10 protein-coding genes are annotated in these 18,330 nt (G+C 73.6%); 4 read left to right on the plus strand and 6 right to left on the minus strand.

All coding sequences use genetic code 11. The annotated features are described in order from the left end of the window. Nucleotides 1–66: 66 nt before the first annotated feature. The 3 genes from AWQ68_RS01820 (at nt 67) to AWQ68_RS01830 (ending at nt 4,902) form a co-directional block, all read left to right on the plus strand. Entirely contained in the window at nt 67–921 is an 855-nt protein-coding gene (locus AWQ68_RS01820; RefSeq protein WP_174554066.1) for an SRPBCC family protein, read from the plus strand. Nucleotides 922–1,009: 88 nt separating this feature from the next. Further along, nucleotides 1,010–3,817 carry a bifunctional glycosyltransferase/CDP-glycerol:glycerophosphate glycerophosphotransferase gene (locus tag AWQ68_RS01825; protein WP_066933452.1) on the plus strand — a complete coding sequence of 936 codons (2,808 nt, stop codon included), beginning with the start codon at nt 1,010–1,012 and terminating at the stop codon, nt 3,815–3,817. Then, nucleotides 3,814–4,902, plus strand: a complete 1,089-nt coding sequence (locus AWQ68_RS01830; RefSeq protein WP_245655704.1) for a glycosyltransferase — start codon at nt 3,814–3,816, stop codon at nt 4,900–4,902. Before AWQ68_RS01825 ends, AWQ68_RS01830 begins: the two co-directional genes overlap by 4 nt. Here the strand turns inward: AWQ68_RS01830 and AWQ68_RS01835 are convergent. From AWQ68_RS01835 to AWQ68_RS01845, 3 genes are read right to left on the minus strand one after another with little or no spacing between them, the layout of a single operon-like run. Beyond that, nucleotides 4,892–5,932 (minus strand): sulfotransferase family protein, encoded by a 1,041-nt coding sequence (locus tag AWQ68_RS01835; protein WP_066933455.1) that lies wholly within the window; start codon nt 5,930–5,932, stop codon nt 4,892–4,894. The two genes, AWQ68_RS01830 and AWQ68_RS01835, sit on opposite strands and share 11 nt — an antisense overlap. A 58-nt stretch (nt 5,933–5,990) precedes the next feature. Next, the gene (locus AWQ68_RS01840) at nt 5,991–7,037 is read right to left on the minus strand and encodes a sulfotransferase family protein (protein WP_245655705.1); all 1,047 of its coding nucleotides are present in this window, start codon (nt 7,035–7,037) and stop codon (nt 5,991–5,993) included. Then, on the minus strand, nt 7,030–7,929 hold the full coding sequence (locus AWQ68_RS01845) for a CDP-alcohol phosphatidyltransferase family protein (protein ID WP_245655706.1): 900 nt from the start codon (nt 7,927–7,929) through the stop codon (nt 7,030–7,032). The genes AWQ68_RS01840 and AWQ68_RS01845 overlap by 8 nt, the downstream gene beginning before the upstream one ends. A gap of 164 nt (nt 7,930–8,093) precedes the next feature. On the opposite strand from AWQ68_RS01845, the gene AWQ68_RS01850 reads away from it, so the two are divergent. Then, complete coding sequence (locus AWQ68_RS01850; protein WP_066933464.1) at nt 8,094–9,647, plus strand: stealth family protein; 1,554 nt, start codon at nt 8,094–8,096, stop codon at nt 9,645–9,647. Between the two features lie 24 nt (nt 9,648–9,671). On the opposite strand, the gene AWQ68_RS01855 is transcribed toward AWQ68_RS01850, so the two are convergent. The 3 genes from AWQ68_RS01855 to AWQ68_RS01865 form a co-directional block, all read right to left on the minus strand. After that, nucleotides 9,672–11,159 (minus strand): glycosyltransferase family 39 protein, encoded by a 1,488-nt coding sequence (locus AWQ68_RS01855; protein WP_066933467.1) that lies wholly within the window; start codon nt 11,157–11,159, stop codon nt 9,672–9,674. After that, on the minus strand, nt 11,156–14,767 hold the full coding sequence (locus AWQ68_RS01860) for a CDP-glycerol glycerophosphotransferase family protein (RefSeq protein WP_169808829.1): 3,612 nt from the start codon (nt 14,765–14,767) through the stop codon (nt 11,156–11,158). The genes AWQ68_RS01855 and AWQ68_RS01860 overlap by 4 nt, the downstream gene beginning before the upstream one ends. 99 nt (nt 14,768–14,866) lie before the next feature. Beyond that, on the minus strand, nt 14,867–18,289 hold the full coding sequence (locus AWQ68_RS01865) for a bifunctional glycosyltransferase/CDP-glycerol:glycerophosphate glycerophosphotransferase (RefSeq protein WP_066933473.1): 3,423 nt from the start codon (nt 18,287–18,289) through the stop codon (nt 14,867–14,869). Nucleotides 18,290–18,330: the final 41 nt, after the last annotated feature.

Below are 18,330 nucleotides of genomic sequence, written 5' to 3' on the forward strand. Positions count from 1 at the left end.
GCGACGGGCGCCCGGGTCGTACTGTCGCATGAGGAAGACCGGCGCAGCCGAGGAACGGAGTCGTTCATGGCAATGCGGTTCGAGCACGAGTTCACGGTGCCGGTCCCGGTGGAGCGGGCGTGGTCGGTGCTGCTGGACGTCGAGCGGGTCGCGCCGTGCCTGCCGGGGGCGACGCTGGGCTCGGTGGAGGGCGACGCCTTCACCGGCGGCATGAAGGTCAAGGTGGGCCCGATAACGGTGACCTACCAGGGCAGGGCGTCGTTCGAAGAGGTCGACGAGGCGGCGCGCGCCCTGACGCTCAAGGCGTCCGGCAAGGAGGCGCGCGGGCCGGGCACGGCCGGGGCCACCGTACACGCCCGCCTGGTCCCCGAGGGCGATCACACCCGGGTGCGCGTCGAGACGTCGTTCAACGTCACCGGGCGGCCCGCGCAGTTCGGCCGGGGCGTCATGGCCGAGGTCGGAGCCAAGCTGATCGACCGCTTCGCCGGCAACCTCGCCGCCCTCCTCGCCGAGGAGGGTGCAGCCGCCGTAACGCAGGGCGCGGAGCCGGCCGAGACGCTCCGTCCGGTGGCGACCGAGGACGAGGAACCGCGGCCCGCCGAACCCGCCGGAGAGCCGAGGAAGCCGGAGGAGGCGCAAGAGGCGGCCGCCCCGGCGCCGCACCGGCATCTGACGGCGGTGCCGTCCCCGGCGAAGCCGGCGGCCGAGACCGCCAGGGCGGCCAGGGCGACGAAGGTGGCCGATGTCGCCGAGATCCGCCCCACGGGCACGCCGGCGCCCGCGCGCGCCGGGGGCGAGGAGGCCCTCGACCTGCTGCGCGTGGCCGGGGTCCCGGCGCTCAAGCGGCTCGCCCCGGTCGCGGGCGCGCTGGCCGCGATCGCGGTCATCGTCTACCTGGTTCGGCGACGTTCCGCCCGATAAACCAGCAAAAATCCCGCCAAATCGGGACGAGTCGCCAGGGCCGAGGGGAAGACCCCCGAATGTCGAGACCGGCATTCGGGGGGTTCGCATGGCGGTACGCCCGGACGTGACCGTGGTGGTGATCACCTACAACGACGCCGCCCGGCTGCCGAGGGCGGTCGGCTCGCTCCTCCACCAGTCCCTGCGCAACCTGGAGATCGTCGTCGTGGACGACGGGAGCACCGACGACACCGCCCGGGTCGTCCGCGACCTGCCGGAGGTCCGCTACATCCGGCGCGGAACCAACAGCGGCGGCTGCGGCGCGCCGCGCAACGCGGGGATGGACGCCGCCCGCGCGCCGTACGTGATGTTCCTGGACAGCGACGACGAGCTGCCGCGGCACGCCTGCAAGAGCCTGCTGACCGAGATCGAGCGGACCGGCGCCGACTTCGTCACCGGCCAGATCTCGCGGCTGTCCGAGAGGAGCGGCCGCATGTCGCCCTACTACCCCTCGCTCTTCCGCCGCCGCCGGGTGATCCCGGGCATCGCCGCCGACCCCGCGATGTTCCTGGACGGGTTCTCCACGAACAAGCTCTACCGCCTCGACTTCCTCCGTGAGCACGACCTGCGGTTCCGCGAGGACCTGCTCTACGAGGACCACGTCTTCACCGCCGGCCTCTACCGCGCCGCGCGGCGGTTCGCCGTCGTGCCGTGGCCGGTCTACCTGTGGCACCGCTCGGACGGCGGGAACCCGTCCATCTCGTTGCGCCTCGGCGCCGTCGAGAACGTCCGGCACCGGGTGGCCGCGGCCGAGGCCGCCGACCTGGTACTCCGGCAGGGCGGCCTGCCCGAGCTCGTCCCCGCGCGGCAGCACCGGTTCGTCGTCCAGGACCTGCGGGTCTACCTCAACGCGCTGCCCCGCTTCGACGCGACGTGGGCCGGGGAGTTCGCCACCGTGGTCCAGCCGTACCTGGCCGCGCTCGAACCCGGCGTCCTCGACCGCGCGGACCCGATGGTCCGGGTGTGCGCGCGGCTCATCCTCGCCGACCGGCTCGCGGACCTGCGGGTGGCGGCCCGCTCGCTCACCGGGGCCAGGGCCGCGCCGCGTGCGGCGGTCATCCGGGACGGCCGCACCTACTGGGGTTCCGACGCCGACCCCGCCTACGACATCACGGCCATGCGGCTGGCCGAGCTGCCGTTCGCCGCCGCCCGGATCAGGCACGAGGTCGTCGAGGCGTCCCTGTCCGGGACCGTGCTCTCCCTCACCGTCCGCACCTACGACCCGTTCGCGGTGCTCGACCGCCACCCGCCTGAGGCGGCCCACCTCGTGGTCGGCGGCCATCGGGTACGGCTCTCGCCCCGGCGGCACCCCGAGGGCGGCTACACCGTACGGGCCGAGGTGGACCTGGCCGTGGCGAACCCCGGCCCCTTCTGGTGGGCCGGGTACCACGACCCGAGGATCACCTTCACCCGCGCGGACGGGCACGCCACGGGCGACCGTCTCCTCGCCGACCCCTCCCTGCCGCCCCTCGTCGCGTCCGCGCCCGCGCACCGGGTGACCGTACGGCCCGAAGGCGAAAGCGCCGTGCTGCGCACGGTGTGGGAGCGGCGCGGCCCGTCCCGGCACGTGGTGCCCCGGCTGCTCGCCCTGCGCCGGCGGATCATCAAGCACCCGAGGTACCGGAACCTCAAGCTCCGGGCCTACAAGGGCCTGATCAGGGTCGTGCCCCGGCGGCGCGATCTCGTGCTGTTCGAAGCCGACTGCGGCCGGGGCTACACCGGGCACCCCCGGTACATCCACGAGGAGATCCGCCGCCGGGGGCTGCCGCTGCGCGCGGTGTGGTCGGTGTCCGCGCACCGGAAGAACTTCCCCGCCGACGTCACCAAGGTCCGCAGGATGAGCTGGCGCTACCTGTGGACGATGGCGCGGGCCGGATGGTGGGTGGACAGCCACGGCATGCCGCTCGGCTTCCCCAAGCCGCCCGGCACCCGCTACCTGCAGACCTGGCACGGCCAGGGGTCCAAGTCGGTCGGGCTCGAATCCCCCGACCTGCGCGGCGACTTTCCCGGCCCCCGCGAGGAGTGGCGCGCGAACGTGGCCCGCTGGGACGCCCTGGTCGCGCCCAGCGCGGAGTTCGAGCGGATCTTCGTTCCCGCCAATGAGTACGCCGGACCGCTGCTGCGCTTCGGCTCTCCCCGCTGCGACGTGCTCGTACGCGGCGACACCGCGGCGGCGGCACGGGTCAGGAGCCGCCTGGAGATCGACGAGGGCGTCCGGATCCTGCTGTACGCGCCGACCTACCGGGACCGCGCGAAACACTCCGGAAGGTCGGTACGGGTGGATCTCGACCGGCTGGCGGCCGAGCTGCACCCGGAATGGGCGCTGGTCCTGCGCACCCACCCGGTGGAGCGGTTCGCGGTGCCCGAGCGGCTGCGCCACTTCGTCCGGGCCGCGGGCGGCTACCCGGAGATCAACGACCTGATCCTCGCCGCGGACGCGCTGCTCACCGACTACTCGTCCGTCATGTGCGACTTCGCGGTCACCGGCAAGCCGATCGTGCTGTACACGGACGACTGGGAGGAGTACCGCCGGGTCGAGCGCGGCCTCCACCACGACCTCACGGAGATCGCCCCCGGCCCCTGCGTGACCACCACCGAGGAACTGGTCCGCGTGCTCCGCGACCTTCCCGCTCCTCTCCACGACGAGCGGTACACGGCCTTCCGCGAGATGTGGTGCGCCAGGGAGACGGGAGAGGCGGCTGCCCGGGTGGTCGACGCGTTCTTCGCGGAGGCCGCGGCGCCGCGTCCCTCGCTCGCCCGCTCCCTCGCCGCCGTCGTCACCGGGGCCGTCGCCTCCGCCTTCCCCGCGCGCAGGCGGCGGGTCCGCGAGACGCCCCTCCCCGAACGGCCGGCATGATGCGGACCGTCCTGTTCGCGTGCCTGGACGCCGACACCCTGGGCGGCATCCAGCGGGTCACGCACACCGTCGCCCAGGGGCTCGCCCGGCGCGGCTACGAGGTCCACGTGGCCGGGCTGCACGCCTCGGCGGACCCCGTCTGTTACGTCGAGCGCCCCGCCTACACCCGCCACGTCGTGAGCGCGGCGTCGCCGGACCGCCGGTGGGGCCGGTCCGGCCGGCGGGCGGTCGCCCGGCTGCTCGCCGGGATCGGGCCCTGCTACGTCGTGATGACCTCGCCCGGAGTGGTCGTCAGGATGCGGGACCTCCTGGACCCGCGCCGCCACCTCGGCATCGGCCAGTACCACGGGTCGTTCGACCACGCCCTCGGCTCGTGGCACTTCCGGTCGGTACGGGCGCACTACGGGGCGCTCGACCAGGCCGTCTTCCTCAGCGCGGACGACGCCCTGCGCTTCTCCGAGGCGGCGCTGCTGCCGAACGCCTGCCACCTGCCGAACCCGCTGCCCGGCTGGCCGTCGGCGGTGCCGCCGGTCGACGGCCGCCGGATCCTGGGCGTGGGGAGGCTGGCCGCGGTCAAGCGCTTCGACCGGCTGATCTCCGCGTTCGCCCTGGCCCGCCGTACGACGGCGGACCGGGGCTGGGAGCTGCACCTGATCGGGGACGGACCGGAGGAGGGGCGGCTACGGCTGCACGCCGCGAAAGAGGGCGTGGCGAGCAGCGTGGTTTTCCGGGGACGGGTACCGGCGGCGGGGATGCCGGCGGAGTACCTCAAGGCGTCCGCGGTGGGGCTGTCGAGCGAGCACGAGGGGCTGCCGCTGGTCATCGGGGAGGCGGCGTCGTACGGCGTGCCGTGCGCGGCGTTCGACGTCTCCGGGGGCGTCCGGTCGCTGGTGCTGCCCGAGCGGACCGGCCTGCTCGTCCCGCCGGGGGACGTCCCCGGGCTCGCCGCGGCGCTGTCCCGGCTGATGGGCCCCGTGGACGAGCGGCGGCGGCTGGGCGCCGCCGCCCGCCGGCACGCGGAGCGGTTCCGTCCGGAACATGTGCTCGACCGGTGGACGGCGCTGTTCGCGCACGTCAGCCGTTGACGAGCTCGCGGGGGCGCTGCACGGGGAGACCGGCGCGCGTGCGCTGGCCGTCGGTCAGGAGCGCCGCCAGCGGGCCGGGCTCGCGCAGGCGGACCAGCAGGTCGCGGTTGCGCTTGCGCCACCGGGCGGCCCTGCGCTTGCCCGCCGCGGCCTTGTACGCGGACATGTGCTGGCGCTCGGCCTTCGGCGCGCCGCTCAGCTCGTACCCGCAGGCCACGAGCCGGTCGCCGAGCACCTCCTCGCAGAGCGAGATCTCCCACGGCTCCAGCCGGGACGCCCAGCTCCCGGAGCGCGCGGTGGTGACATCGCCGTGCGTGTTGCGGTGCCAGACCTTGTGCGCGGGCACCGCCACGCGGGCCACGTGCCGCGGCTCGCACATCGCCGGGTCGTAGTCCTCGCCGATGAACGCGCACAGCTTCCTGAGCTCGCCCTCCGGGTCGGCCGTCAGGTCCTCGTACCGCAACTGGTAGAAGGTGTCCGCGGGGAGCCTGCGGGCGTTGCGGCTGCCGAAATCGATGGCCTCCGCCCAGTTGGACACGGCGTGGAAGCTGTCCAGCGTGTACCAGGGCATCTCCTTCAGGGAGGCGACGCAGTCACGGCCGTCCCTGATGAGGTGGATGAACTGGGCGTCGGGGAACATGCGCATCAGCATGTCCACGTGCTTGAAGTAGCTGGGCCGCTTGTCGCCCCAGCGCGGCTTGCCGAACCGCTCGGCGTAGCTCTTGAAGACGGTCCCGATGACCGAGCCGAAGCTGCCCGGCCCCATCATCGCCGCCTGGACGAACTCCGCCTTGTCCAGGCCCAGCTCGCGGAACTTGGTGTTCCTGCCGTTCGCGATCCACTCCGCGAGCCTGCGGCGGTTCTCCGCCTGCCGCATGTCCCCGTACGACTTGCGCGAGAAGTAGGCCGGGACCAGGAACCGCGTCTCCGGCGGAACCGCGATGCGCGGGTGGGAGTGCAGCATGAGCTGCAGCATCGTCGTGCCCGAGCGCGGGCAGCCGACGACGAAGATCGGCCTGTCCGACTGCATGGAAATCAATCCCCCTGTGTTGGAAACTCAGCGTGCGACGGCTCAGAAGGCCGGTGACTCAGCGTGCGGCGACGTGGTGCTCGGGCCGGCGGGCCGGCAGTTCGGGGAGCCCCGCGAGCCCACGCTGTCCCTTGGTCAGCAGGGCGGCCACCGGGCCGGGCTCGCGGAACCGGTCGATCCGCTCGGTGATGCCCTTGCGCCAGCGCCTCCTGCGGAAGCGCGCCTCCACCTTCCGGTAGGCCGCCAGGTGCTCGCGGGCCGGCTGCGGCGCTCCGCTGAGCGTGTAGCCCTGGTCGAGGAGGCGCTCCCCAAGCACCGCCTCGCACAGCCCGATCTCCCACGGCTCCAGCCGCTCGGCCCAGGTGCCCGACCGATCCGTCGTCACCTCCGAGCGGGTGTTCACGTGCCAGGTCTTGCGCTCCGGCACGACGTCCGCGACCCGGTACGGCTCGCGCATCGCGGGGTGGTACTCCTCGCCGATGAACGCGCACAGCCGGGTCAGCGCGTGCTCCGGGTCGGCGGTCAGGTCCTCGTACCGCAGCTCGTAATAGCTGTCGGGTGCGAACTTCCGCGCCGCCCGCCGCCCGAGGTCGATCGCCTCGGCCCAGCGGTGCACCGCGTGATAGACGTCCTCACCGAACCACGGCATCTCCTTGAGCGAGGCCACGCAGTCCCGGCCGTCCCTGATCAGGTGGATGATCTGCGCGTCGGGGAACATGGCCAGGATCTCGTCGAGATGGCGGATGTACGGCGGCCGCTTGTCGCCCCAGCGGGGCTTGCCGAACCGCTCGGCGAACATCTGGTAGACGAGGCCGACGACCGAGCCGAGACTGCCCGGCCCCTCCATCGCCCGCGTGATGTACGTGTCTCGGTCGACGCCCAGGTCCTCGAACTGGGTGCGGCTCCCGTCGGCGATCCACTCGGCGAGCTTCCGCCTGTTGGCGGCCTGCCGCATGTCGCCGTACTTGTGGCGCCTGTTGTAGGCGTGGGCGACGATGCGGGTCTCCGGCGGAACCGCCAGCCGGGGATGGGCGTGCAACATGAGCTGGAGGAGCGTGGTGCCCGACCTCGGGCACCCAACGACGAAGATCGGCCGGTCAGACAAGAACCTTCTCCCTTTCATTCACCGACACGGCCCGGGCCACCTCTCTGGTCGCCAGCCAGGCGCGGTAGACGAGGACGGATTCGAACGCCAGCAGCAGCGCGCCCATGACGGCGGACGTCCAGAGCCAGGCCACGGCGCCGAGGAGCGGCCCGATCACGAAGACGGCGGCGTGGAACTCGATGCCGCTGATCAGGTGCGAGCGGACGCGATGCGCCACGAGGAACATGCGGACGCGGTCGTACCAGGGGAACTGCGCGCGGAAGCCCCGCTGCAGGTCGACCAGAGCCCGGCCCGCCTCGTCGCCGGTCCGCTCGAACTCGCGCCGCACCTCGTCGGTGCTGCTTCCGGGGGCGGCGGCGCCGAGCAGCTCGTCCATGAAGACGCACTCCGCGCCCGTGCTCTCCCGGGCGACCGCCCGCGTGGTGTCCCTGACCCGCTTGAGCTGCGGGCCGTTGATGTAGCGGAACAGGTCGAGGATGACGACCCCGGCCCCGGCCACGATGTAGACGACGTCACCGGTGCGCGCGTACAGGGCGGAGGCGATGCCGAACGCGCAGCAGAGCACCCGGAGGCGGTCGCCCACGTAGTCCAGCCACAGCCCGAACGGGGTTCCGGTGGCCTTGAGCCGCGCGATCTTCCCGTCCATGCAGTCGACGGTGAAGCTCACGAAGAACAGGACCGCCCCCGCGATCAGCAGTTCCTGGGCGAAGCACACCGCGGATGTGAGGCCGAGCACCATGGAGAGCCGGGTGAGCCCGTTCGGCGTGATCGAGGTGTGATTGGCCACCAGGAGCGCGAGCCGGCAGGCGATCGGATCGACCAGGAAGACGGTCCACCACGAGTCCCTGCGCTTCCGGACCGCGAGCACATCGTCCAACGTGAAGCTTCCCATGGACGCAAGCATGGCTACGGTGAGTAGCCGGTCACATGCGAATCGGTCCTAGGGAGGTCAACTCGTTGCCAGTTCTTGACTCTCCCCCCGACCTCGTCAAAGGGTCCGGCGAGCGGGGCGGTCATCCGTTACAGTCCGTTACAGTCCTGTGCCGGGGGGAGATCATGCAGGTCGGAACGTTGTATCAACGGCTGCGCAAGCACCTGGTGGCCGGGGGGACCACACCGGGAACGGCGCTGGTCAGGCAGGACGCGGGCCCGTTACAGGCCCAGCGCGAGACCTTCGGGCTGGTGTGCTCCGCGCTCGCGGGCGCCGGAGTGCCCTACTTCTGCGTGCGCCCGCCACACGGCAGGCCGCCGGCCGTGGCCGTTCCGGCCACCCACCAGTCGGAGGCGCTGTCGGCCCTGGCCCGCTGCGAGCAGCCGCTGCTCGCCGGGCGGCAGCCGTACGGCAGGCGGGGCGAGCGGTCGGCGGAGGTGGGCGAGATGCGCCCGCTGCGCCGCGCCGGCGACCTGGAGGGCGCCCGCGTGCTGCGGCTCGCGCTCCACTTCACCAGCCCGTCGCGCACCCTCACCCTCGGCTCGGAGTACGGCTGCGACCTGGAGTTCTGGGCGCCCGAGGGGGACACGCTGGTGGCGCCGCGCCCCAACCGCTCGTGCGACATCGTGCCGCTGCACGGGCGCACCGTCCAGGGCGGCGAGGAGCTGTTCAACAACCTCGTCTCGCCGTCGCGGAGCATCGGGACCTATCCGACGCGGCCGGAGTTCACCCGCCGCCTGATCGACGACATCGACTTCCCGATCGACGCGGTCTACACCTGGGTGGACGGCTCCGACCCGGCCTGGCGGGCCCGCAGGGACCTCGCGCTGACCGGCGGGCTCAGCGAGCAGGCCACCACGGACGCCCGCTTCACCAGCCGGGACGAGCTGCGCTACTCGCTGCGCTCGCTGCTGACGTACGCCCCGTGGGTGAACCGGGTGTGGGTGGTGACCGACGGGCAGCGGCCCTCCTGGCTGGACACCTCCAACCCGCTCATCTCGGTGGTGGACCACAAGGAGATCTTCACGGACCCGTCCGTGCTGCCGGTCTTCAACTCGCACGCGATCGAGACGCAGCTCCACCACATCGACGGGCTCTCCGAGCATTTCCTCTACCTGAACGACGACTTCTTCCTCGGGCGGCCGCTGCCGGCGCACACCTTCTTCGAGGGGAACGGCATGCCGCACTTCTTCCCGAGCGTGGTGCATGTGCCGTTCGGCTCGCCGGCGGACGAGGAGTCGCCGGTCCACGCGGCCGGGATGAACAACCGGCGGATCCTGGAGACGCTGTCCGGCCGGACGCTCACCCAGAAGATGAAGCACGTGCCCTACGCCCTGCGCCGCTCCCTGATGTACGAGATCGAGGAGCGGCTCGCCGACGACTTCGCGGCGACGGCGCGCGGGGCCTTCCGCAAGTCCAGCGACATCTCGGTCGTTTCGTCGCTCGCCCACTACTACGGCTACCTGACCGGCCGCGCGACGCCCGGTCTGATCGAGTACACGTACGTCGACCTGGCGCTGGAGGAGACCCCGGCCAAGCTGCGCCGGATGCTCGCCAAGCGCAAGCACGACGCCTTCTGCCTCAACGACACCGCGCCGACGACGGAGGAGCAGGACGCGCTGCTGATGCGCTTCCTGGAGGCGTACTACCCGACGCCGAACCCGTTCGAGCTCTCCTGACCCCCGCGCCCGCGCGACGTGCGGTCAGGCGGCGTCGTCGCGGAAGCGGGCCACGGCCATCCCACCGGAGACCCAGTGCCCGGTGCACGTGAAGGGCTCGGGGAGCAGGTCGTCCCCCCATCCGGTGGCCCGCATCTTCCTGGCGTAGCCGACCACCCAGAGCGTCCGCACGCCGTCCAGCCGGGCCGCGGCGAGCCGGCGGCCCACGTCCAGCCCGGAGAAGCTGCCATCCCTTGCGGGTGATCTGCGGAGCAGCACGTCGTCGAGGCGGTCGAAGACGCCCGGGTAGACGGCGGTGTACTTGCGCACCAGCCCCGGGGCGAAGGCGACCGCGTCACCCGGCCGCGCCGCCCTCTCCAGCACCGCCATGAGCGGCTCGGGGTTGTCCTGCCGACCGTCGGGCCCTCGGGTCGCGAGGTGGCCGGGCACCGCCAGGCCGATCCCCACCGCGAGGAGCGGGACCGCGAGGGCGCGCGGCAGCGCGGCGATCCCGGCCCCGGCCAGCAGAGCGGCGGCGGGCACGCAGCACAGCACGTAGCGGAAGACGAAGTACGGGTGGACCGCCCACGAGACCGCCAGCAACGTGAGCGGTGAGAGCAGCAGCCAGGGCAGCGCCACCCGCGCCACGGCTCCGCACCGGGCCGCGCCGTACAGCGCGAGCAGGAGGACCAGCGGCGCGAGGCCCGGCCACGCCGAGCCGGTCATCCCCAGGTCGCCGAAGAGCCGGATCGCGAGCAGGCGCACGTCCTCGGGACCGGGCGAGCGGATCCAGCCGACCTGCGCGCTCTGTCCGGACGCGAACCAGGCCAGCGGCAGCACCGCCGCCAGCGCCGCACCCGCCGCCGCGCACCAGGGTGCGAGGGTCCTCCGCGGCCCGTACGCGGCCCGGCCCCACCGTGCTTCCGTGAGGACGTACACCCCGTGGCCGCCGACGACCAGGAAGGCGAACAGGTTCAGGTAGGCCAGCCCGGCCAGGGCGGCGCCGTACAGGAGGAAGCGCCGCCGGGCGGGGGCGCGAACGGCGCGCACCAGCAGCAGGGTCACCCCGACCGTCGCGGCCATGGTGAGCGCGTACGGCCGGGCCTCCTGGACGTAGCGGGAGAGGATCGGCGTCACCGCGAGGAGCAGCCCGCCGTACAGACCGGCTCGGGGGTGGCCGAGCTCGCGCCCCAGGACGGCGAGGCCGCTCGCGGCCAGCGCCCCGGCGAGCACCGAGGGCAGCCGCAGCGCCACGTCGCCGGTGCCGAACAGGGCGGTCACAACGTGCATGAACGCGTAGTAGACGCCGTGGACGGCGTCCACCTGGCGCAGCAGGTCCAGCATCTCGGCGGGCGTGCGGGTGACCGCGCTGACCGTGGCCGCCTCGTCCCGCCAGACGGGCGGCCGGTCCAGCCCCCACAGCCCGGCGGTCAGTGCGGCCAGCGCGGGCAGTCCGGGCAGCAGCAGGCCGGCGCGGCGTGCTCGGGACGGCGCGAAGGGGCGCGTGAGCGCGCGGGTGGGGAACAGGCTCATCTGGGCTCCAACAGCATCCGGTCCACGACGCGCTGGGACGCCTGGCCGTCGTCGTAGGGACAGAACCGCACCGCGAAGTCCCGGTATCCCGCGGGGGCACGGCCGTGGCGGTCCCCGTAGAGGTCCCGGTCCCCGTACTGGTTCCCGCAGAGGTTCTGGTCCGTATAGGGGTTCTCGCGCCCGTACGGGCTCTCGTTTCCCGGGGGGTTCTCGCCCCGATACACGTTCTCGCCCCGGTGTGGGTTCTCGCCCCGATACACGTTCTCGCCCCGGTGCGGGTTCTCGTCTTGGTGCCGGTTCTCGTCCCCGTACGGCGGGGGCAGCCAGGGCTCCTCCCGGCGACGGTGCCTCCCGCCGTCCGGAGACTCCACGGGATCCACCCGGTGCCTGCCGTGGCCGCCTCCGGGGATCCCGTGGGCCGAAGGCTGCGCGCCGCGGCCTCCTCCGGCCTCCCCGTGGACCGAAGGCCGCGTGCCGTGGGCGCCCGGCTCCCCGTGGGCCGGCCGCGTGCCGTGGGCTCCGAGCTGGGCGCGGTCTCCGCCCGCTTGCGGAGCGTCGGCTCCCAGCGCCGCGCGGACCGCGTCGACCACCCCGTCCCAGCTGCGGACGATCGGGCCGGGGGCCTCCTTCTCGAAGTCGAAGTAGAAGCCCCGGACCTGGTCGCGGTACCGCTCCAGGTCGTAGCCGAAGAAGACCATGGGCCGCCCGGTGCAGGCGAAGTCGAACATCGCCGACGAGTAGTCGGTGACGAGCACGTCCGTGACGGCCAGCAGGTCCGCCATGTCGGGAAATCTGGAGACATCGAAGGCGCGCCCGCCCAGCGCCGCCGAGCCGGCCTCCACGATCCCGCGCCCTCGGGCCGTGCCCCCGACGACCCCGACGTCCGAGGCACCCCCGGCGTACGAGAGCGGCGGGGGCGTCGCCACCCGACCGGCCATCAGGTAGTGGGCCCGGACCAGCAGGACCGTGTCCTCCCCCAGGGCCCGGGCGACCCGTTCCGCGTCCAGCGCGAGTCCGATCCGGCCCCGGCGCGCGTGCTCGTCGTCGCGCCAGGTCGGCGCGTAGAGGACGATGCGCGTGCCGTCGGGAACGCCGAGCGCCCGGCGCACCCGCTCGGCGTGGCCGGGGCGCAGCAGCACATCGTTGCGTGGGTAGCCCGACTCCAGCACCTCGCCGTCGTACCCGAACGCGCCGCGCAGGATCGGCGTGGAGAACGGGTTCGGCGACAGCAGCAGGTCCCACATCGCGGCGTAGCGGTCGAGCGCCTCGTAGATGTCCCGGCTGGCCAGCGGCTTTCCTTTGACGTCGTGGCCCAGGCGCTTGAGCGGGGTGCCGTGCCAGGTCTGCACGAACGTCTGGTCCGGCCGCTTCTCGTACCAGGACGGCTGGGTGCGCCGGTTGGCGACGACGAACCGGGCGGTGCCGAGCGCCTCCTCGTGCTCGCGGGAGCCGTACAGCACCGTGCGGACGCCGTCGGGGACGGTGAACTGGCCGTCCCTGGTGGCCCAGACGAGGTCCAGGTCGAGGTCGCGCCGCAGCAGTTCCTCGCACACGGCGCGGGGGTTGCAGGAGTACTGGCCGCCGCCGTAGCTGTCGAACAGCACCGCCTCCCTTATCCGCGAGCGGTGGTGGCGTCGCGCGCCGCGCAGCCTGCACAGGGCGTACCTGCCGCGCTCGTCCGGGCGTAGCGCGGGCCGGACCAGCAGCCGCAGCTCCCCGCCCGGTCCGGGCAGGACGGAGATCCGGTGCACGGCGGTCGTGTGCGGTTCCGGCGGTGCGGCGACCAACTCGGCGGCGAGCGTGAGCGGCCGGTCGCCGAGGAGGACGCGCCACCGCCCGCTGCGCGGCGGAAGCCCGTCCGCCGTGACGCCGACGGTCGCGCTGAACCGCGAGCCGGACCATTCGACCGGCCACTCGTGCCGCTCGTCCGAGTCAGCCGAGTCGCCGGAGTCGCCGAGCCGGAGCACCACCCGGTCCGTACGGCTTCCGCCCTCCCCGCTCAGGACCAGCTCGTGCGCCTCGGTCCAGCGGACGCCGGTGATCAGGGGGGCGGCGCTCTCCCCATCGGCGGGCGCGGAGGCTTCGGCCCCATCGCGCCCGGTGACCTGCCTTTCCGGCATGTCGGCCGTGAGGACGAGCCCCTCCTGCGGGGTGAGCGACACGTGGAGGTCGCCGATCCGGAAGGAGCGCTCCCCCGCGTCCCGGTGGCCGCGGGCGCGCTCCGCGCGCTCGACGCCGCGCGTGGACACCCGGGCGCGCAGCGTCCACGTCCCCTCCGGCACCTGGGCCGGATCGACGTCGGCCACGAACCCGGACCTGTCGTGGGAGACCGCGGACTGGCGGGAGTCCGCGGTCACGTCGGGCCGCTCCGCGCCGCGCGCCTTGAGTGGGATCCGCCAGTCGCCCGATTCGAGCCAGACCTCGATGTCGCAGAGCTTGCTGTCCACCAGGCGCAGGTAGGCGTGCCCGGTGACGCGCAGCCGATCCCCGGCCGGCCGTACGTCGTCGACCACGGCGTGGGCGCGCAGCTCCGGCCCGGCCTCGTAGGTCTCGTCCGGCACCCGGGGGTCACCCAGGAGGGGGTAGTCGAAATACCAGGTCGAGCCGCGCCGGACCAGGCCGTGGTCGTCGATCTCGGTGCGGGCGAACCGTTGGACGGCGGCCAACTCCTTGACCATGCCGGTCCGTACGAGATGGATCTGGAGCCGCTGGATCGCGGGCAGCCCGGCGGCCGCGGCCGGGTGGAACGCGTCGAGGGACGCGCGGGCGCTGTCGAACAGCCTCCGCGCGATCCCGGCCCGCGCCGTGGCCAGCATCTCGACGAGGAGGGGGCACTCGGTCTCGGCGATGTGCTGGTCGTGCCGGCGCCGCAGCTTGCGCGCGTGCTCGGCCAGGAAGGCCGAGACGGTCGCGGCCGAGGCGAGCGACCGGGCGACGCGCTCGGGGTCGCCCCGGCGGTCCCGGGCCGAACCGGGGCGGGCGCGCCAGAGGTAGACGGGGTCGGCGAGCACGTCGGTCGCGGAGGACAGGACGTGCGCCGGGATCGCGACCGGCGCGTCCTCGTACGGCCCCTCGGGGAAGGTGAAGCCGTGCGCGTCCCAGAAGGAGCGGCGGAACACCTTGTTGACGACGTGCCGGTCCTGGATCAGCTCGCGGTGCGCGCGGACGTGCGTGCGCGACACGGTCGCGCCGAATCCGGGGACCACGGAGCGGGCCTTGACCGTGCCGTCGCGGCGGATCCGGGTCACCGCGCCGCAGGCGAGATCGGACCCGGTCGCATCGAGCGTCTCGACCATGAGGCGGTAGGCGTCCGGGGGGACCATGTCGTCGCCGTCGGCGAACGCGAGGTAGTCGCCGGAGGCACGGGCGATCCCCGCCTCCCGCGCCGGGCCCGGACCCCGGTTCGGCCCGCGGACGACCGTGAACCTGGGGTCGGCGGCGGCGAACGCCGCGGCGATGGCCGGCCCGCCGTCGGTGGAGCCGTCGTCCACGAGGATGTACTCGACGTCCGTGAGCGTCTGCGCGCGCAGCGAGGCGAGGCACTCCGTGAAGTGCTCCTCCACGTCGTGGAACGGGACGATCACCGAGAGTCTGGGAGCCGTACGCACGCGGCCAGGATGCCCGGCGATCAACGACGGAGCCGCGTGCACATCGGTCGCATTACCGTCGCTTGGCCCATCCTTGACCGTGTCACGTCGCGCGTCGCACTACGCGGGCTCGGGCGCCCCGTCCACGACCCCGCCGAAGACCCGGTCGACCACCCGGCGGGCGGCCCGGCCGTCGTCGAGCGGACAGAACTTCAGCACGAAGTCGTGGTACAGCCCGGCGTACTTGGCCGCCACCTCGGCCACGTCGGCGACCGCCGCAACGACCTCGTCCGTGGTGGTGAGCAGCGGTCCCGGCGCCTCGGCCTCGAAGTCGAACGGGAAGCGGCCCGCCCACTCGTCCACGTCGTACGCGAAGAACAGCATGGGCCGGCCGGTGAGCGCGAAGTCGAACATCGCCGACGAGTAGTCGGTGACCAGGACGTCCACGAGCGGGTAGAGCTCGCGGACGTCGGGGTGGGCGGACACGTCGTGGACGAAATCGCCGAAGCCGGTCGCCGGGGCCTGCGCGGCCGTGGAGGGATGCCTGCGCACGAGCACGATGTGGTCGTCGCCGAGGGCCGCCCGCATCCGGTCGAGGTCGAGCCGCGACTTCTCGCGGGCGGGACGCCGGGCCGGGGCGTACAGGACCACCTTCCTGCCCTCGGGCAGGCCGAGGCGGCGGCCGGTCTCGGCGGCGACGGCGTCCCGGCCCGGAACGCTGAGGAAGTCGTTGCGCGGCAGCCCGGTCTCCAGGATCTCGCCCGGGAAGCCGAGCGCGTCCCGCAGCAGCGGCGTGCAGCGCGGCCCGGGTGAGAGCAGGTGGGTCCACCGGCCCACGTCGCGCTCCGCCCGGGTCGGAACGCAGCAGTTCCGGGTCTGCAGCACGATCTGCCCCGGGCGCGGCTCGAACCACGGGGGCAGGTGGTCGTCGACGACGATGTACCGGCAGCGCGCCAGGGCCTCGTAGTACTCGCGACCGGCGGTGCGGACCGGCTCGACCCCGGATGGCAGCGCGACCTGCCCGTCACGGACGTTCCACAGGAACGCGAGGTCGGCGCCCCGGTCGCGGAGCTCCTCGTACACGGCGCGTGGACTGCCGGAGAAGCGGCGGCCCGCGTGGCTGCTGAAGAACACCTCGGTGCGGAGCGGGCGCTCCCGCATCGCCGGGTACGCCTCCAGGCGCAGAACCTGCTGCGCCTTCTTGCCGCGCTCGCTCGTCGCCAGGTCGCTCCCCACGGACAGCACGGCCCGTCCGGCGTCGTCGGCGGCCAGCTCGAACCTCCGCCGCGCCGTCTCCAGCACGAGCGGGAAGTCCGACTCGAACTCCAGCGGCAGGTCGCGCCCTCCGGCTCGTACGGCGAGGCCGTACCGGCCCTTGGGCAGGGGCAGCGGCCCGGCCGGGGTGTCCAGTGCCTCGGGCGCGAGCAGGCCGCCGAAACGGGCGCCGGCACCGTCCATCGGGACGAGCCGCTCGACGGAGCGGTCCGGCGCGGCGACCACGAGGGCGCGCGGCCCCTCCTCCGGCTCGGCGAACGCGCCCTCGACCAGCAGCTCGCCCCCGGCCAGCCATTCGACGTACTCGGCGTACGCGGCGGCGACCTGGTCCCTGAGCACGAGCTCCCCGGAGGGGTCGCGCAGCACGACGATCTCCCGGCCACCGCGGCCGACCCGGCGCGGGGCGAACTCCTCGGCCGCGGTCACGGCCGTCACCGCGCCGCCCGCGCGGTCCACGGTGGCCCGCCACCGTACGGGCAGGTCGAGCAGCCCGGCCTCGACGCCGCCGAGGCCGAACCTGCGCGCCGGGAGGAGCGCGGCCAGGTCCACCTCGACCTCGAACGTCCGGCCGTCGGTGCTGACGGGAGCGGCCAGCGGCACGCCACCCGGCTCGCGGGTGAGGCGCAGCACCGGCTGCGGCCCCAGCTCGCCCATCACCTCTCCCCGGAGGAGCAGCCGCCCGTCCCGTACGGCGTGGCCGGTGACCCGCGCCGCCTCGCGCTCGACCCGCAGGACGAGCGCGCCCGCCTCGGTCAGCGCGGGCGTGACGTAGTGCCCCGGCAGCGCGGGCTCCAGGCTCCGGGCCCCCGCGTGGTCGCCGAAGGAGGCGCCCGGGTCGGCGAGCGGCCCGCGCCGCATGAGCCCGCGGTGGATCACGTGCAGCTCGACCCGCCACCGCGCGCCGCCCTCGCTCGCGTCGGCGAGGCGGCGGGGATCGACGGCGAGCCGGAACCCGCCCCAGTCGCGGCGGCCGCGAGGTCTGCCCCGGCGGGTGGAGATCGCGGTACGGGTGACGGCGGCGGGGACGCGGACCCGGCGGCCGCTCCCCTCCTGCACGAGGGTCGCGAAGACCTGCTGGTGGAAGCGCCGGGTGGGCCGCAGGTGCCGGATCGTCACCCGTCCCTCGACGACCAGCCTCCCCTCCTCCCACCGCACCTGGTCGAGGCGGGTCACCGGCGACAGCTCACCGCGCAGCCGCGAGACCTCGGCGGGGACGTCCCGCCGGTTCAGGAGCGGCGTGTCGAGGTAGTGGCCGCGCAGCCGCCGTACGACCTGCTCGCCGGGGCGCACCCGGCTCTCCCACTCCATGACCGCGAGCAGGTCGGCGAGCCGCCGCTCGCCGACCAGATGCCACTTGAGCCGCCGCGCGGCGGGCAGCGCGGCGAGGACGGACGGCGCGACATCCGCGAGGTACGCGCCGGCGAGGTCGAGGAACCGGGTCTGGAAGGCGTCCGAGGCGCCGTCCACGACGTCGAGGAAGTTCACCATGTCGTGGTCGAGCACGACATGGTCCCAGGCCGGGATGTGCTTCTCCAGGTCGTGCTCGACCAGGAAGCGCCGCACCGAGGCCACCGCCGCGAAGCGGTCCTCAAGTCCCCTGACGTGGCTCTTGTCCTGGCTGATCGACGGCCGGGCGCCGTCGCGCTCGCGCCACAGGTAGACGGGCGCGGGCAGCACGTCCACCGAGCGCGCCAGGAAGTGACCGGTCAGCGCCACCGCGATGTCCTCGTACAGCACGCCCTTGGGGAAGCCGAGGCCGTGCGCGTCCCAGAACGAGCGGCGCCACATCTTGTTGGTGACCAGCCGGTCCTTCAGGAGCGCGGGCCGGGCGCTGACGTGGGTGGCCGCCGCCGGTGATGCGAAGATCTCCCGGTGCATCGCGGACTGCCGGGCCCCGCATGGGTTGAACCGCCGGACGTTCCCCGTCGCCAGGTCGGAGCCGGTACGGCGCAGCTCGGCCAGCAGGTACTCCACCGCGTGGAGCGGCAGCAGGTCGTCGGCGTCGAGGAAGCAGACGAACTCGCCGGTCGCGTGGCGCAGGCCGGCGTTGCGCACCGCCCCCAGCCCCGCGTTGGCCTGCCGCAGCAGCCGGAACCGGGGGTCGCGCTCAGCGTAGCGCCGGGCGACGGCGGCCCCGCCGTCGGTCGAGCCGTCGTCCACCATGACGGCCTCCAGGTCGTGCCACGTCTGCGCGGCGACCGACTCCAGGCAGGCCGCCAGGTACGGTTCCACGTCGTAGATCGGGATGATGACGCTCACGCGGGGCACGGAGGGGTCCTTCGAGGTCGTCGGACGTCGCCGGGAAGGCC

The sequence above is a fragment of the Microtetraspora fusca genome (genome assembly GCF_001570365.1).
GTDB classification, from domain to species: Bacteria; Actinomycetota; Actinomycetes; order Streptosporangiales; family Streptosporangiaceae; genus Microtetraspora; species Microtetraspora fusca.

What these genes read in the sequence shown, in the direction of transcription:
- AWQ68_RS01820 (WP_174554066.1), top strand. Translation starts at nt 67, where the DNA reads ATGGCAATGCGGTTCGAGCACGAGTTCACGGTGCCGGTCCCGGTGGAG.
- AWQ68_RS01825 (WP_066933452.1), top strand. Translation starts at nt 1,010, where the DNA reads ATGGCGGTACGCCCGGACGTGACCGTGGTGGTGATCACCTACAACGAC.
- AWQ68_RS01830 (WP_245655704.1), top strand. Translation starts at nt 3,814, where the DNA reads ATGATGCGGACCGTCCTGTTCGCGTGCCTGGACGCCGACACCCTGGGC.
- AWQ68_RS01835 (WP_066933455.1), bottom strand. Translation starts at nt 5,932, where the DNA reads ATGCAGTCGGACAGGCCGATCTTCGTCGTCGGCTGCCCGCGCTCGGGC.
- AWQ68_RS01845 (WP_245655706.1), bottom strand. Translation starts at nt 7,929, where the DNA reads ATGGGAAGCTTCACGTTGGACGATGTGCTCGCGGTCCGGAAGCGCAGG.
- AWQ68_RS01850 (WP_066933464.1), top strand. Translation starts at nt 8,094, where the DNA reads ATGCAGGTCGGAACGTTGTATCAACGGCTGCGCAAGCACCTGGTGGCC.
- AWQ68_RS01855 (WP_066933467.1), bottom strand. Translation starts at nt 11,159, where the DNA reads ATGAGCCTGTTCCCCACCCGCGCGCTCACGCGCCCCTTCGCGCCGTCC.